The organism is Burkholderia sp. Cy-637 (assembly GCF_011753175.1).
In the GTDB taxonomy this organism is placed as follows: Bacteria; Pseudomonadota; Gammaproteobacteria; order Burkholderiales; family Burkholderiaceae; genus Burkholderia; species Burkholderia gladioli.
On record NZ_VWWC01000164.1, the window covers coordinates 1 to 16,155 of the forward strand.

Annotated in this window: 13 protein-coding genes; 3 read left to right on the plus strand and 10 right to left on the minus strand. The window is 69.1% G+C overall.

The features are described 5' to 3' along the window. On the minus strand, window positions 1–201 hold a 201-nt coding region (locus F3J10_RS36055), incomplete at its 3' end, for a hypothetical protein (protein ID WP_205200530.1). Between the two features lie 24 nt (window positions 202–225). On the opposite strand from F3J10_RS36055, the gene F3J10_RS28965 reads away from it, so the two are divergent. After that, window positions 226–1,617, plus strand: a complete 1,392-nt coding sequence (locus F3J10_RS28965; RefSeq protein ID WP_025096781.1) for an MFS transporter — start codon at window positions 226–228, stop codon at window positions 1,615–1,617. A gap of 320 nt (window positions 1,618–1,937) precedes the next feature. Further along, window positions 1,938–3,326 (plus strand): adenylosuccinate lyase, encoded by a 1,389-nt coding sequence (purB, locus tag F3J10_RS28970; protein ID WP_025096782.1) that lies wholly within the window; start codon window positions 1,938–1,940, stop codon window positions 3,324–3,326. A 158-nt stretch (window positions 3,327–3,484) separates the two neighbouring features. On the opposite strand, the gene F3J10_RS28975 is transcribed toward purB, so the two are convergent. The 4 genes from F3J10_RS28975 to edd all read right to left on the minus strand — a co-directional run bounded on the left by F3J10_RS28975 (window position 3,485) and on the right by edd (window position 8,358). Then, window positions 3,485–3,988 carry a gluconokinase gene (locus F3J10_RS28975; protein WP_167243543.1) on the minus strand — a complete coding sequence of 168 codons (504 nt, stop codon included), beginning with the start codon at window positions 3,986–3,988 and terminating at the stop codon, window positions 3,485–3,487. A 17-nt stretch (window positions 3,989–4,005) separates the two neighbouring features. Continuing rightward, window positions 4,006–5,370 (minus strand): gluconate:H+ symporter, encoded by a 1,365-nt coding sequence (locus F3J10_RS28980; protein WP_025096784.1) that lies wholly within the window; start codon window positions 5,368–5,370, stop codon window positions 4,006–4,008. Window positions 5,371–5,804: 434 nt separating this feature from the next. Then, on the minus strand, window positions 5,805–6,431 hold the full coding sequence (gene eda / locus F3J10_RS28985; protein WP_013696640.1) for a bifunctional 4-hydroxy-2-oxoglutarate aldolase/2-dehydro-3-deoxy-phosphogluconate aldolase: 627 nt from the start codon (window positions 6,429–6,431) through the stop codon (window positions 5,805–5,807). 61 nt (window positions 6,432–6,492) lie between these two features. Then, window positions 6,493–8,358 (minus strand): phosphogluconate dehydratase, encoded by a 1,866-nt coding sequence (gene edd, locus F3J10_RS28990; protein WP_167243544.1) that lies wholly within the window; start codon window positions 8,356–8,358, stop codon window positions 6,493–6,495. 292 nt (window positions 8,359–8,650) lie between these two features. Here edd and F3J10_RS28995 point away from each other — a divergent pair, with 292 nt between their 5' ends. Continuing rightward, window positions 8,651–9,586, plus strand: a complete 936-nt coding sequence (locus F3J10_RS28995; RefSeq protein ID WP_167233875.1) for a MurR/RpiR family transcriptional regulator — start codon at window positions 8,651–8,653, stop codon at window positions 9,584–9,586. 82 nt (window positions 9,587–9,668) lie between these two features. Here the strand turns inward: F3J10_RS28995 and F3J10_RS29000 are convergent, their stop codons facing one another. The 5 genes from F3J10_RS29000 to leuS form a co-directional block, all read right to left on the minus strand. Further along, window positions 9,669–10,091, minus strand: a complete 423-nt coding sequence (locus F3J10_RS29000; RefSeq protein ID WP_025096787.1) for a CopD family protein — start codon at window positions 10,089–10,091, stop codon at window positions 9,669–9,671. A gap of 60 nt (window positions 10,092–10,151) precedes the next feature. Then, window positions 10,152–11,423, minus strand: a complete 1,272-nt coding sequence (locus tag F3J10_RS29005) for a glutamate-5-semialdehyde dehydrogenase (protein WP_167243545.1) — start codon at window positions 11,421–11,423, stop codon at window positions 10,152–10,154. 135 nt (window positions 11,424–11,558) lie between these two features. Continuing rightward, on the minus strand, window positions 11,559–12,716 hold the full coding sequence (gene holA / locus F3J10_RS29010; protein WP_025096789.1) for a DNA polymerase III subunit delta: 1,158 nt from the start codon (window positions 12,714–12,716) through the stop codon (window positions 11,559–11,561). A gap of 53 nt (window positions 12,717–12,769) precedes the next feature. Beyond that, on the minus strand, window positions 12,770–13,321 hold the full coding sequence (gene lptE, locus F3J10_RS29015) for an LPS assembly lipoprotein LptE (protein WP_098181319.1): 552 nt from the start codon (window positions 13,319–13,321) through the stop codon (window positions 12,770–12,772). 26 nt (window positions 13,322–13,347) lie between these two features. After that, window positions 13,348–15,942: a leucine--tRNA ligase gene (gene leuS, locus F3J10_RS29020; RefSeq protein WP_166916814.1), complete on the minus strand. Its 2,595-nt coding sequence runs from the start codon at window positions 15,940–15,942 to the stop codon at window positions 13,348–13,350. Window positions 15,943–16,155: the final 213 nt, after the last annotated feature.

The window sequence follows — 16,155 nt, forward strand, 5'->3', positions numbered from 1 at the left end:
CCGGGCGCCACGGGCGCGCGCCGCATCCGCCCGCACCAGGCCGGAAACCGCGCCCGGCGCACGATCCCGCCGAGCGCTCGAAATCGGCGCGAAGCCGGGCACGAAAACATGCGCGGCAATGGCATGAAGCTTGCGGAAGGCTTGCCGCGGACGGCCGGGAAACGGGCGGCGGCCTCCGCGTGCATCGATCCGCCCCACCACGCATGGATTCCCCGGAGCTCATCGATGACCACCCTCCGTGCCTCGCTCTCGAGCGGCAACTGGCGCTCGCTGCTCGCCTGCTTCCTCTACTTCGACACGGGCTTCACCGTGTGGGTGCTGTACGGGCCGCTCGCGCCCTTCATCGGCAAGGACATCGTCATGTCGGCCGCGCAGCAGGGGTTCCTGGTCGCGGTGCCGGTGCTGGCCGCCGCGATCCTGCGCGTGACGCTGGGCAACCTCTACCAGTCGACCGACGGGCGCCGCATCGCCCTGATGGGCGTGCTGCTGTCGGCGATCCCCGCGGTGGTGCTGCCCTTCGTGCCGGGCACGCCCTCCTACACGCTGCTGCTGGTGCTGGGCGTGTTCCTCGGCATCGGCGGCGCGAGCTTCGCGGTGGCGCTGCCGATGGCCGGCAGCAGCTATCCGCCCAAGGTGCAGGGCCTGGTGCTGGGCCTGGCGGCGGCCGGCAACATCGGCGCGGTGCTGGACGGCTTCCTGTTCCCCCACATCGCGCAGGCGCTGGGCTGGAAGTTCTCGACGGCCGCCGCCCTGCCGCTGCTGGCGATCGCCGGTTTCGCGCTGTTCGCCTGGGCCGAGGACCGCGGCGAGAAGTCGGGCAGCACGCGACGCGCGATGGCGGCCTTCCTGGTCTCGCTGGCGGGCCTGGTGGCGCTGGTGCTGGCGGTCCATGCCGGCCTGTTCGGCGCCGGCAAGACCGGCGTGCTGCTGTTGCCGGTGCTCGGCGCGCTGCTGGCCATCGCGGTGCTGCCGGCCCGCTATCGCGCGGTGCTGGCCGAGCGCGACACCTGGGTGGTGATGCTGGTCTACAGCATCACCTTCGGCGGCTTCGTGGGGATGTCCTCCTACGTGAGCCTGCTGCTGACCAACCTCTACCAGATGCCGAAGATCGACGCGGGCCTGTTCATGTCCCTGCTCGCCTTCCTCGGCGCGATCGTGCGGCCGTTCGGCGGCTACCTCGCCGACCGCGTGACCGGCGTGCGCGCGCTGATCGTGCTGCTGGCGATCATCGCCGCGGCCGACTTCGCGTTCGCCGCCTGGATGCCGCCGCTGGCGGGCGGCATCGCGCTGCTGGTGTGCCTCTACCTCGCCTTCGGCCTGGGCAACGGCTCGACCTTCCAGCTGGTACCGCATCGCTGGCACGGCCGCACCGGGCTGCTGTCGGGGATCGTCGGCGCGGCCGGCGGCATCGGCGGCTTCTACCTGCCGGTGGTGATGGGCATCGCCAAGGAAAGCACCGGCAGCTACCAGCTCGGCTTCGCGACCTTCGGCGCGCTGGCCACCGTCGCCTGCGGCCTGGTGGTGATGCTGCGCTCGCAATGGCTCGGCTGGGCCAGCACCGCCGGCGCCGGCGCCCCGGCGGGCGTGGCGCTGCATGCCGCGCACGCCACCGAGTGAGCCGGCGCTGGCTGCGCTGCCGGGCCGGCAGTGGAGCCAGCCGTGATGCGAGAGGCCGGGCCGAACCGTCCCGATTCGAAGCCAAGCTTCCGGGCGCGGCGTCGAAGCGGCACCCGGAGCGCCCGATCGAGCGGCAAGACGGGCCGCCGGGCAAGGCCTGCCGAAGCCGGTACCGCCCGCCCACGAACGAGCAGCCGGCACGCCGGCCCCTCTCGCCATCCGGGCCACGCCATCGCCGGCCAACCACCGCGCCGGGGCCGGCCCGCGCCGATGGTAAAATTCCGGGTTGACTCTCTCCACGCCCGACCGGCAGCCCCATCATGTCCGACACCCGCCCCGACACCCTTTTCGCCCTCACCGCGCTCTCGCCGCTCGACGGCCGCTACGCCAGCAAGACGGAAGCCCTGCGCGACTGGCTCTCCGAGGCCGCGTTCATGCGCCACCGCGTGACCGTCGAGGTCCACTGGCTGATCGCGCTGTCGCGCGCCGGCTTCGCCGAAGTGCCGCGTTTCTCGGACGCCTCCGAGCAGTTCCTGCTGCAGCTGGTCGAGCGCTTCACCGCGCACGACGCGGCGCGCATCAAGGAGATCGAGCGCGTCACCAACCATGACGTGAAGGCCGTCGAATACTGGCTCAAGGAGTCGGTGAAGGGCCAGGCGGAGCTCGAACGCGCCAGCGAATTCATCCACTTCGCCTGCACCTCGGAAGACATCAACAACACCTCGCACGGCATGATGCTGGCCGGCGCGCGCGACAACGTGATCGTCCCCGCGCTGCGCACCGTGCACCAGCGCCTGGTCGCGCTCGCGCACGCCCAGGCCGAGCAGCCGATGCTCTCGCGCACGCATGGCCAGCCGGCCAGCCCGACCACGCTCGGCAAGGAAATCGCCAACGTGGCGGCGCGCCTGGCGCGCGCCATCGAGCGCATCGCCAAGGTCGAGCTGCTCGGCAAGATGAACGGCGCGGTCGGCAACTTCAACGCGCACCTGTCGGCCTATCCCGGCTTCGACTGGGAAGCCTTCTCGAAGGACGTGGTGGAGAACCGCCTGAAGCTGAGCTTCAACCCCTACACGATCCAGATCGAGCCGCACGACTACATGGCCGAGCTGTTCGACGCGGTGGCCCGCGCCAACACCATCCTGCTCGACCTCGACCGCGACGTGTGGGGCTACATCTCGCTGGGCTACTTCAAGCAGAAGACCAAGGCCGGCGAGATCGGCTCCTCGACCATGCCGCACAAGGTCAACCCGATCGACTTCGAGAACTCGGAAGGCAACCTGGGCCTGGCCAACGCCACCCTGCGCCACCTCTCGGAGAAGCTGCCGGTGTCGCGCTGGCAGCGCGACCTGACCGATTCCACCGTGCTGCGCAACATCGGCGTGGCGTTCGGCTACTCGCTGCTCGCCTACGACGCGCTCACCCGCGGCATCGACAAGCTCGAGGTCAATCCGGCACGCCTGGACGAGGATCTCGACAACTGCTGGGAAGTGCTGGCCGAGCCGGTGCAGACCGTGATGCGCCGCTACGGCATCGAGAACCCCTACGAGCAACTGAAGGAACTGACGCGCGGCAAGGGCATCACGCGCGAGGCGCTGCAGCAGTTCGTCGGCGGCCTGGCGATCCCGCAGGACGCCAAGGACCTGCTGCTGGCGATGACGCCGGGCTCGTACATCGGCAAGGCGGTCGAGCTGGCCAAGCGGATCGCGTAAGACGCATCGCCGCATCGCGCGCGGCACCCGCCGCGCGCGATGCAGACAAAAGCAAAGGCGCCCGGGGCTTGTTGCCGCCGGGCGCCTTTTTTCATGCCTTTCGGTTGATGCGGGCCGGCTGCCGCCGGCCCGCCTGGTCGCAAGGACGACTCAGGAAATCAGGACTTGGTCGCGAGCTTCAGCTTGGCCAGCACCTCGTCGACCATCTGCTCGGGCGTCTGGTCGATGCCGACCTGCACCGCCTCGTCCTCGCCCGGCACTTCCAGCGTGTCGAGCTGGCTCTTCAGCAGCGAGGGATCGAAGAAGTGGCCGGTGCGCGTCTTCAGGCGCTCGCTCAGCACCTCGACGGTGCCGTGCAGGTAGACGAAACGCACGTCGGCGTCCTGGCCGCGCAGCACGTCGCGATACGAACGCTTGAGCGACGAGCAGGTGAACACGGCGGTCTCGCCGGCACGCTGCTTCTCCTCGATCGCCGCGCGGATCGACTGCAGCCACGGCCAGCGGTCGTCGTCGGTGAGCGGGATCCCGTGGTGCATCTTCTCCTTGTTGGCGGCGCTGTGGAACGCGTCGCCGTCGGTGAACGTACACCCGAGACGCTCCGCCAGCAGTTCGCCGATGCGCGTCTTGCCGGCGCCCGAGACGCCCATTGCGATCAAAATCATTGACTACCCCTTGCTTGTTACAGAACGGTGGCGAGCACCATCGTGAACGCGAGGCCGAGCAGCGAAATCAGCGTTTCGAGCGCCGTCCAGGTCTTGAACGTCTGACCCACGGTCATCCCGAAATATTCCTTGATCAGCCAGAATCCGCCGTCGTTCACGTGCGAAAAGATCAGCGAGCCGGAGCCGGTGGCCAGCACCAGCAGCTCGGGCTTGACCGTGCCGCCGGCGGCCGCCGCGATCGGCGCGACGATGCCGCAGGCGGTGGTCATCGCGACCGTGGCCGAACCCGTCGCCAGACGGATCAGCGCGGCGGCGAACCAGCCCAGCAGCAGCGGCGACAGGTGGGCCTGGGTGGCGGTGGCGACGATCTGCTGCGAGATGCCGCTGTCGCGCAGGATACCGCCGAAGCCGCCGCCCGCGCCGACGATCAGCGTGATGCCGGCGATCGGCGCCAGGCAGTCGCCGCAGAACTTCTGGATCTGCTCGCGGTTGAAGCCCTGCTTCGCGCCGAAGGTCCAGAAGCTGACCAGCACGGCGATCAGGAGCGCCACGTCCGACGTGCCGGCGAAGCGCAGCAGGTCGTTGGGCAGCGTCTTGGGCGCGAACAGCAGGTCCGCCCAGCTGCCGATCAGCATCAGCGCGACGGGCAGCAGGATCGTGAACAGCGTGATGCCGAAGCTCGGCAGCTCGCGGTCGCGCTTGGCCTGGTCGCCCGAGTCGATGAACTGCGCGGCCAGCGGGTTGTTTTCCGGCAGCTTGACGTACTTGTGGATCACCAGCGCGAACAGCGGGCCGGCGATGATCGCGGTCGGAATCCCGACGATCAGGCCGTAGGCGATGGTCTTGCCGATGTCGGCGCCGTATTGCTGGACCGCGAGCAGCGCGGCCGGGTGCGGCGGGATCAGGCCGTGCACCACCGAGAGGCCCGCCACCATCGGCAGGCCGACCAGCAGCAGCGATTTGCCGGTGCGCTTGGCGACGTTGAACGCGATCGGGATCAGCAGCACGAAGCCGACCTCGAAGAACACCGGCAGGCCGATGATGATCGCGACGAACATCATCGCCCAGTGGATGTTCTTCTCGCCGAACCAGCCGATCAGGGTGACGGCGATCCGTTCGGCGCCGCCCGATTCGGCCATCATCTTGCCGAGCATGGTGCCCAGGCCGACCACGATGGCGATGTGGCCCAGCGTGTTGCCGTTGCCGGTCTCGAACGACTTGACGATCTTGTCCATCGGCATGCCGACCACCAGGCCGAGGCCGAGCGAGACGATGATCAGCACCAGGAACGGATAGATCTTGTAGCGCGCGATCATGACGATCAGCAAGACGATCGCGATCAGCGCGCACACCAGCAGCATGCTGCCTTGAACAGCCCCCATGGACTCCTCCTTGGATTGTTGGCACCGGGCAGGCGAGCAACGACGCCCGGCCTTCTTCAATGGGCCTGCAGGCGCGCCGCCGGCGCCCTACAGGACGCTGAATTCTACTTTCGTTTCGCGATGCGCGATAGAACCGGTTCCATGCGCAAAAACCCCTATAAAAGCAGCCAAGTCTGAGGAATCGTACGCGATGCCGGCCGGGCCTGCAGCGAGCTCGCGCTCACGCGGATCACGATAGGGGAAGCGGGGAATGGATGAAGGCAGGCCGCGGCTCGCCAGCGAGCCGGGAGGATGGGATCGGCGGCAGGCGAGCCGGGCCGGCGCGGGCTGGCGTGAGGATCACGCGGCAGGCGCGCCCGGCCTCGGCAAGCAGCGCTCCCGGGCGGCCGCCGCGGGCATCCCGCCCAGGCCGCGCGGCTTGCCTGCGAGCGCGTTCAGCGCGGCAGCTGGCTGGCCGCCTGGGCGAGGCGCGTGACCTCGGCCCAGTCCTGCGCGGCCAGTGCCGCCTTCGGCGTGAGCCAGGAGCCGCCGACGCAGACCACGTTCGGCTGCTTGAGGAAGTCGGGGGCGCTCTGCGCGCTGATGCCGCCGGTCGGGCAGAACTTCAGCGTCGGGAACGGGCCGTGGAAGGCCTGCAGCATCGGGATGCCGCCGGCCTGCTGGGCCGGGAAGAACTTCACCACCTCGTAGCCGAGCTCGAGCGCGGCGATGATGTCGGTCGGCGTCATCACGCCGGGCAGCAGCGGCAGGCCCGCGTCCTTGGCGGCCTGGTGCATGTCGCGCGTGAGGCCCGGCGAGACGCCGAACTGCGCGCCGGCCTTCTTGGCCAGGGCGCAATGCTCGGGACGCGTGATGGTGCCCACGCCGACCACGATGTCGTCGGCCAGCTGGCTGGCACGCTCGATCGCCTTCAGGCCCGCCTCGGTGCGCAGCGTGATCTCCAGCACCTTCACGCCGCCCGCGTGCAGCGCGCGCGACACGTGCTCGCCCTGCTCGACCGTCTCGAACGCGAGGACCGGAATCACCGGGCCGAGTTTCACGATGTCGTGGATCGTCTTCATCTGCTGCTTCTCCTGTAACTGGATTCGTCTCGTTGCGGTTCGCGAGGATATCAGTGGGCGCTCAGTGCGCCACGCCCACGCCGACGTGCGTGGTTTCGCCGACCAGCGCGCCGAACACCGAGGCGCCCGCCTCGGCCGGCATCGCCGCGGCGCGGAACACGCCGAACAGCTCGCGGCCGAAGCCGACCTCGTTGTCGGCCTGGTGCGTCGGGCGCGCCAGCTCGCGCGCGGCCCATTCGCCGGCGTCGATCTCGACGTCAAGCACGCCGGCCTGCGCGTCGATCACGATGGTGTCGCCGGTGCGGACCTTGGCCAGCGGACCGTCGAGCAGCGCTTCGGGCGAGACGTGGATCACCGCCGGCACCTTGCCCGAGGCGCCCGACATGCGGCCGTCGGTGACCAGCGCGACATGGAAGCCCTGATCCTGCAGCACGCCGAGCAGCGGCGTCAAACGGTGCAGCTCGGGCATGCCGTTGGCGCGGGCGCCCTGGAAGCGCACCACCGCAACGAAGTCGCGCTTGAGCTCGCCCGCGTCGAAGGCGGCCTGCACGGCTTCCTGCGATTCGAACACGATGGCCGGCGCGACCACCTTGCGATGCTCGGGCGCCACCGCCGAGATCTTGATCACGCCGCGGCCCAGGCGACCCTGCATCAGGCGCAGGCCGCCGTCGGGGGCGAACGGCTCGCCGATCGGGCGCAGCACCTTGGCGTCGCCGCTCTCGGCCGCGCCCGGCACCCATTCGAGCTTGCCGTCGAGCAGCTTGGGCTCGAAGGTGTAGTGCGCGAGGCCCTTGCCGGCCACCGTATTGACGTCCTCGTGCAGCAGGCCGCCCTCGAGCAGGTTGCGCACCAGGAAGGCCACGCCGCCGGCCGCATGGAAGTGGTTCACGTCGGCCTTGCCGTTCGGGTAGATCTTCGCCAGCAGCGGCACCACCGCCGAGAGCTGGTCGAAATCGTCCCAGTCGATCAGGATGCCGGCCGCGCGCGCGATCGCCACCAGGTGCATGGTGTGGTTGGTCGAGCCGCCGGTGGCCAGCAGCGCGACGATGCCGTTGACCACCGCCTTCTCGTCGACCACGTGCCCGATCGGCGTGTAGTTGCCGCGCTCGACGGTGAGGTCGAGCACGCGGCGCGCGGCGGCGGCCGTCAGGGCGTCGCGCAGCGGCGTATGCGGGTGGACGAAGGCCGAGCCCGGCAGGTGCAGGCCCATCACCTCCATCAGCATCTGGTTGCTGTTGGCGGTGCCGTAGAAGGTGCAGGTGCCGTGGCCGTGATAGGCGGCCGATTCGGATTCGAGCAGCGCGTCGCGGCCCACCTGGCCGGTGGCGAACTGCTGGCGGATCTTCGCCTTGTCGTCGTTCGACAGGCCGCTCGTCATCGGGCCGGCCGGCACGAAGATGGTCGGCAGGTGGCCGAACTGCAGCGCGCCGATCAGCAGGCCCGGCACGATCTTGTCGCAGATGCCCAGGCACAGCGCGGCGTCGAACATGTTGTGCGTCAGCGCGATCGCGGTGCTCATCGCGATCGTCTCGCGCGAGAACAGCGACAGCTCCATGCCCGGATTGCCCTGCGTGACGCCGTCGCACATCGCCGGCACGCCGCCCGCGAACTGCGCCACGCCGCCGTTCTCGCGGGCGGCCGCCTTGATGATGTCGGGGTAGTTCAGGTACGGCGCATGAGCCGACAGCATCTCGTTGTACGAGGACACGATGCCGATGTTCGGCTCGCGGATCGCCTTGATCACGAACTTGTCGTTGCCTTCCATGCCGGCGAAGCCGTGCGCGAGATTCGCGCAGGACAGCGCGCCGCGCGCCGGGAAGCGGCCCTGGGCGGCGGCGATGCGATCGAGATAGGCGATGCGGGTGGGACGGCTGCGCGCGATCACGCGCTCGGTCACGTTGAGCAGGGTGGGATGCAGCGAGGCCATGCGGGCGGCTCCTCTGTGGCCGGCGGCGCCGGCGGCTGGAATCGTGGGGAAGTCTGGCCGGATTGACCGACCGATCGCGGCAAAGTCTAGTAGAAAAACTACATAACCGCAATCTTGCGCTGCAGCATGACCATTCTTCAATGTCGCACAAAGCTTGCTACATATGGCTCATTCATTAGTAGAAACCCTGATGTCGACCGATCCTCGGACAGAAAGGTGCTGGAAATTTTCTGTAGTTTTTCTACAATACCTGCGCAAGACTACAATCCCGCTTTTCCGCCACGAGCCGCCGATGCTCCCTCGAATCGAAGCGCTGCGCGCGCAACTGCGCCCGTCCGAGCAGAAACTCGCCGAATACGTGCTGGCCGCGCCGCGCGAGATCCTCGATCTGTCGATGACCGACCTGTCGGCGCGCGCCGGCGTCAGCCAGCCCACCATCGCGCGTTTCTGCCAGGCGCTGGGCTGCAGCGGTTTCCGCGAATTCAAGATCCGGCTGGCGCAGAGCGTCGCGCCGGGCGTGCCTTCCGTGTATCGCGACGTGGAGCCCGACGAGCCGGCGCCCGGCATCATCGGCAAGGTGTTCGACCGCACCATCGGCGCGCTGATCGAGGTCCGCAACAGCCTGTCGGCCGGCAGCGTGGCCGAGGCCATCGCCCTGCTCGCGCGCGCCTCGCGCATCGAGTTCTACGGCGCGGGCGGCTCGGGCATCGCCGCGCAGGACATCCAGCACAAGTTCTTCCGGCTCGGCGTGCCGAGCGTGGCCTATTCCGACCCGCATACCTTCTCGATGTCGGCCGCCTTGCTGGGCCCGCAGGACATCGTGGTGGCGATCTCCAATACGGGTCGCACGCGCGACATCGTGGAGGCCGCGAAATCGGCGCTGGCCTGTGGCGCCAAGGTGGTGTCGATCACCCACAGCCATTCGCCGCTGGCCCAGCTCGCCTCGGTCAACCTGGCCTCGAACATCGCCGAGGAAACCGACGTGTTCTCGCCGATGACCTCGCGCATGTCGCATCTGGCGATCGGCGACATCCTGGCGGTCGGCGTGGCGCTGCAGCGCGGCCCCGAATTGGTGGACCGGCTCGGCCGCGCCAAGGCCGCGATCGTGCGGCGCCGCATCGGCCCGGACGAGCGCGGCGGCGAGCGCCGGGGGGCGCGCGAGGAAGGACGCGAGGCGGGCCGCGAGACGGCACGCGAAATCGCGCGCGGCGAATCGGAGCAATCGTGAGGAAAACAGGGACGGCGCGCCAAGGCGCCTGAAGACAGGCGACGCGCCCCGGCACGCTGATGTGCCGGGGCGCGTCGTGGATTCAGAAGGGCTTGATGACGGCCAGCGCGACCGCGCCGAGCATGCCGAGCACCGGCAGCTCGTTGAAGAAGCGGTACCAGCGATCGCTGCGGCGGTTCTCCCCGCGCTCGAACACGCGCAGCAGATACCCGCAGTAGGCGTGATAAACGATCAGCAGCAGCACGATCGTCAGCTTGGCGTGGATCCAGCCCTGCCCGCGCCCGACCCCGGCCACCAGCCAGAGCCAGGCCCCGCAGGCCAGCGCAGGCACGGCGATGAAGCTCATGAAGCGGAACAGCTTGCGCGCCATCGTCAGCAGCCGGCGCACCGCGCCGGGATCGGTCTCCATGGCGAGGTTCACGTAGATGCGGGGCAGGTAGAACAGCCCGGCGAACCACGCGGCGATCAGCACGATGTGGAAGGTCTTGACCCAGAGGTATGTCATCGAATGGTCCGCCCGTCTTGGCTGGAATGCGATTGCTGGAGACTTTGGAGGCGTTCGTGATTACTGCCGGCCCTCGCCGTGCCCGAGCACGACGTACTTCAGCGAGGTCAGGCCCTCGAGCCCGACCGGGCCGCGCGCATGCAGCTTGTCGTTCGAGATGCCGATCTCGGCGCCCAGGCCGTATTCGAAACCGTCCGCGAAGCGCGTCGAGGCGTTGACCATCACGCTGGCCGAATCGACCTCGCGCAGGAAACGCATCGCGCGGTCGTGGTCCTCGGTGACGATCGCGTCGGTATGCGCGGAGCCGTAGGTGTTGATGTGCTCGATCGCCGCGTCGATGCCGTCGACCACCTTGATCGCCAGCACCGGCGCCAGGTACTCGGTGTGCCAGTCTTCCTCGGTGGCATCGACCAGCGGCGCGACGCCGGCCTCGGCCAGCACGGCCCGGGCGGCCGCGTCGACCCGCAGCTCGACCGACTTGTCGCGATACAGGCGGCCCAGTGGCGGCAGCACGGCGGCCGCGATGCCGCGCGCGACGAGCAGCGTTTCCATGGTGTTGCAGGTGCCGTAGCGATGCGTCTTGGCGTTGTCGCAGACGGTCAGGGCGCGGGCCAGATCGGCACGGTCGTCGACATAGACGTGGCAGATGCCGTCGAGGTGCTTGATCATCGGCACGCGGGCATCCTTCATGAGCCGCTCGATCAGGCTCTTGCCGCCGCGCGGCACGATCACGTCGACATGCTCGGTCATGGTGATCAGCTTGCCGACCGCCGCGCGATCGGCGGTGGCCACCACCTGCACCGCCTCGGCCGGCAGCCCCGCCGCGGCGAGCCCCTCGCCGATCAGCCCCGCCAGCGCGGTATTCGATTCGAGCGCCTCGGAACCACCGCGCAGGATGGTGGCGTTGCCGGACTTCAGGCACAGCGCGGCCGCGTCGATCGTCACGTTCGGCCGCGATTCGTAGATGATGCCGATCACGCCGAGCGGCACCCGCATCTGGCCGACCTGGATCCCGCTGGGGCGGAACTTCAGGTTGGAGATCTCGCCGATCGGGTCGGGCAGCGCCGCGACCTGGCGCAGGCCTTCGATCATGGTGTTCAGCGCCTTGTCCGACAGCGTCAGGCGATCGATGAAGGCGGCGTCCTGGCCGTTGGCGCGCGCCCGCTCGACGTCGCGCGCGTTGGCGGCCTTCAGCGTGGCGGCCTCGCGTTCGATCGCCGTGGCGATCGCGGCCAGCGCGGCGTTCTTGGCCGCCGTGTCGGCTCGCGCGATCGCGCGCGAGGCTTGCCGCGCGCGGCGGCCGACGTCCGTCATGTACTGATCGATATCCATCATGAAACCCGAATCCGGAAAGGCAGCCGCGCGCGGGCGGCGAAACGCCGTTGGAGTGATCGCCGGCCGGCCCGCGGGCGGCGGCGAATGAACGATTGTATGCGCCTGCGCGCGCAAGCGTCGGGCGCGGCGGGATCAGCCAGGGCGACGCGACGCCGCACCTGCGCCCGCGGTCGAGCCTGAAGCCTGCTGCCGCGCCGCCGCGCCGCGCGGGCCGGCCGGCGAGCGCGACGCGCCCTGCGCGCCGGCGACCGTCATGGCGAGCTGGAACAGCCCGTCCCAGGGATCGGGCGGCGGCTCGTCGGCGCGCGGCAGGCCCGGCGTGGCGCCGGACAGGCCCTTGACCTGGCGGTCCAGCCTGGCGGCCAGCGCCAGCGCCTTTTCGAGCACCGGCTCCGTGACGCGTGACAGGGCCGGCCCGATCAAACGCTCGCGCGGCCCCCAGACGCGGTTCTCGCGTACCAGCACGGCGAGCGGCTTGCCGGCCTCGATCCCGCGCTTGATGCGCAGCAGCGTGCGCAATTCCTCGACCACGGCCCACAACACCAGCACCAGCGCCTCGCCCTCGCCCTTCAGCCCGTCGATCATGCGCGCCAGCCGGCCCGCGTCGCCGGCCAGCATCGCCTCGTTGAGCTTGAAGACGTCGTAGCGCGCCACGTTGAGCACGGCATCCTGCACCTGCTCGAAGGCCAGCGTGCCGGACGGATAGAGCAGCCCGAGCTTCTGGATCTCCTGGTGCGCGGCCAGCAGGTTGCCCTCGACGCGCTCGGCGATGAACTGCAGCGCGCGCCGGCCATCGTCGCCGGCAGCCACGCGCTGGCCCTGCGCGGCGAGCCGCTGGCCGATCCAGTTCGGCAGTTGCGCGCGATCGACCGGGTCGATCTTCAGCGCGACGCCGCCGTTGCCCAGCGCGGTGAACCAGGCCGACTTCTGCGTGGCAGCATCGAGCCGCGGCAGCGTGACCAGCATCAGCACCTCGGGATTGCCCGCGCCGGCCAGCGTCTTCAGCGCGTCGGCGCCTTCCTTGCCGGGCTTGCCCGAGGGAATCCGCAACTCGATCAGCTGGCGCTCGCCGAACAGCGACATCGCCTGGCTCGCGCCCAGCAGCGAACTCCAGTCGAAGCTGCGCTCGACCGTGAACACCGAACGCTCGGTGAAACCGGCCGCGCGCGCGGCGGCACGAATCCGGTCGCAGGCCTCCTGGGCCAGCAGCGGTTCGTCGCCGTAGACGGTGTAGAGGCCGGCGAGCCCCTTCGCCAGGTGCGGCTCCAGCGCCTCAAGTCGCAATTGCATCGATTCGAACGCTCAGCAGTCGGAGAAAACGGATTCGGACAAGCCGCCGCGCATCACAGCGGCGGCGGCGGCAGCGGCGCGCGCGGCGCGATGCCCGGCGCCACCTCGCCCGGCCTGGGCGTCAGCGTGTGCACCACCGACAGGCGGCGCGTGAGCTGGTCGACGGCATCGTTCTGCATGTCCGCGAACAGGATGTCGCTTTCCTGCGCCTTGGCCTGCACGAACTGCGCGTTGTAGGTCATGGCGCGGTTCAGCGAGATCACGCTCGGCGCGATCAGCAGGGCGCCGTCCTTGGTGGTCAGCGTGTAGCTCAGCGAATAGTTGAGCTGGTATTCCTCGACCGTGCCGAACTCGTCCAGCGTCAGCGTGCCGGTGCCGCGCGCCTCGGACACGCGCAGGATCGCGTCGGCATCGGCCTGGGCCTTGACCACCCTGGTATCGCTGCCGCCCTCGACCATCCGCGTCAGGCGCGCGGCCACCGCCGGCTGCGCGCCCACGATCAGCAGGTGCTTGAACGCGTAGTCCTGCGTGCCGCGCAGCTGGAAGCCGCATGCGGACAGCAGCGCCGCGCTGCCCACGGCCATCAAAAACGATCTGCGGATCACCTTCGCTCCTTGGTTCGTACTGCGCGTCAGACCACCACGTTGACGAGACGGCCCGGCACGACGATCACCTTCTTCGCCGGCTTGCCCTCGCCGAACTTCGCGAATGCCTCGTCGGCGAGCGCGGCCGCCTCGATCACCTCGCGGCTGGCGTCCTTCGCGACCTTGACCGCGCCGCGCACCTTGCCGTTGATCTGCAGCACCAGCTCGATCTCGGCCTGCTCCAGCGCGGCCTCGTCGACCTTCGGCCAGGGCGCGTCGAGCAGCGGGCCGAATTCGTCGGCATAGGCGAGTTCCTGCCACAGCGCGAAGGTCAGGTGCGGCACCACCGGGTACAGCACGCGCAGCAGGATCCCGTAGGTCTCGCGCAGCACCGCGCCCGGCGCGCTCTTGGCGCCCTCGATCGCGTTGAGCATCTTCATCGCGGCCGACACCACGGTGTTGTACTGCAGGCGCTGGTAGTCGAAATCGGCCTGCTTCAGCACGGCGTGGATCTCGCGGCGCAGCGCCTTGGCGGTCTCGTCGAGCGCGGCGGCGTCGAGCGCATCGCGCGTCACCAGCGCCTCGCGATTGGCCGAGGCGAAGGCCCAGACGCGGCGCAGGAAGCGGCTCGCGCCTTCCACGCCCGCGCCCGACCATTCGAGCTGCTGCTCGGGCGGCGCCGCGAACATGGTGAACAGCCGGGCCGTGTCCGCGCCGTGCTGGTCGATCAGCAACTGCGGATCGACGCCGTTGTTCTTCGACTTCGACATCTTCTCGATGCCGCCCAGCACCACCGGCTGGCCGTCGCCGTTGAGCACCGCGCCGACCGGGCGGCCCTTGTCGTCGTGCGTGACGGTCACGTCGGCCGGGTTGAACCAGCTCTTCTTGCCGTTCGCGTCCTCGCGGTAGAAGGTTTCGTTGAGCACCATGCCCTGCGTGAGCAGGTTCCTGGCCGGCTCGCCGAACTTCACCAGGCCCAGGTCGCGCATCACCTTGGTCCAGAAGCGCGAGTACAGCAGGTGCAGGATCGCGTGCTCGATGCCGCCGATGTACTGGTCCATCGGCATCCAGTGATCGGTGCGCGCGTCGACCATGGTCGTCGCGTCGGGCGCCGTGTAGCGCGAGAAGTACCAGGACGAGTCGACGAAGGTGTCCATGGTGTCGGTCTCGCGCCTGGCCGGCGCGCCGCACTTCGGACAGCTGCAGTTCAGGAAGGCCTCGGATTTCGCCAGCGGGTTGCCGGTGCCGTCCGGCACCAGGTCCTCGGGCAGCACCACCGGCAGGTCCGCCTCGGGCACCGGCACGTCGCCGCAGGACGGGCAGTGGATGATCGGGATCGGCGTGCCCCAGTAGCGCTGGCGCGACACGCCCCAGTCGCGCAGGCGCCAGGTGACCTGCTTGTCGCCGAAGCCGCCCGCGTTCAGGTCGGCCGACACGGCGTCGACCGCGGCCTCGTGGCCCAGGCCGTCGTACTTGCCGCTGTTGACGTTGACGCCCTTGAGCTTGTCGCCGTACCACTCCTGCCAGGCCTCGCGCGACCAGGTCTCGCCCTCGACGGCGATCACCTGCTGCATCGGCAGGCCGTACTTGTTGGCGAACGCGAAATCGCGCTCGTCGTGCGCCGGCACGCCCATCACGGCGCCCTCGCCGTAGCTCATCAGCACGTAGTTGCCGATCCACACCGGCACCGGCTCGCCGGTGAGCGGATGCTTGACCGAGAAGCCGGTGGCCACGCCCTTCTTCTCCATGGTGGCCATGTCGGCCTCGGCCACGCCGCCCTGCTTGCACTCCTCGATGAAGGCGAGCAGCTCGGGACGGCCCTCGGCCAGGCGCGTGGCGAGCGGATGCTCGGCCGCCACCGCGCAGAAGGTCACGCCCATGATGGTGTCGGCGCGCGTGGTGAACACGCGCAGCAGCTTCTGCTCGCCGTCGAGTTCATACGGGAAGCCGAAGTTCACGCCGAAGCTCTTGCCGATCCAGTTCTGCTGCATGATCTTGACGCGCTCGGGCCAGCCCAGGCCGTCGAGGTCGTCGAGCAGTTCGTCGGCGTACTGCGTGATGCGCAGGTAGTACATCGGGATCTCGCGCTTCTCGATCAGCGCGCCCGAACGCCAGCCGCGCCCGTCGATCACCTGCTCGTTGGCCAGCACAGTCTGGTCGACCGGATCCCAGTTGACGGTGCCCGTCTTCTTGTAGGCGATGCCCTTCTCGAGCATCTTCAGGAACAGCCACTGGTTCCACTTGTAGTAGTCGGGCTTGCAGGTGGCGATCTCGCGCGACCAGTCGATCGCCAGGCCCATCGACTGCATCTGGCCCTTCATGTAGGCGATGTTGTCGTAGGTCCACTTCGCGGGCGGCACGCCGTTGGCCATCGCGGCGTTCTCGGCCGGCATGCCGAACGCGTCCCAGCCCATCGGCATCAGCGTGTTGTAGCCGTTCATCCGCAGATAGCGGTACATCACGTCGTTGATCGTGTAGTTGCGTACGTGACCCATGTGCAGCTTGCCGGACGGGTAAGGCAGCATCGACACGCAAAAGAACTTCGGCTTTTGCGAATCTTCCTTCGTCAGGTAGGCGTCGGTATCGCGCCAATCGCGCTGGACGGCGGCTTCGACGTCGGCGGGTACGTATCGTTCTTGCATGGTGTGGTTCGGCTAGGCTGTCGGCACGCGCGACGCGCGCGCAGGCTGGAGTGGATCGAAAGTCGCACTCCCCGGATCGCGGGGAAAGGGTCGATTATACCGCCCGCTCAGGCCCCTCAGGCCATCGCGCGCGGCTTGGGGCGGCGACGCCCGTCGGCCGGGGCAGCCGGCGCGGGCGCGGGCCTGGCGAAGGCGCCTCGCCGGGCGGCTCAG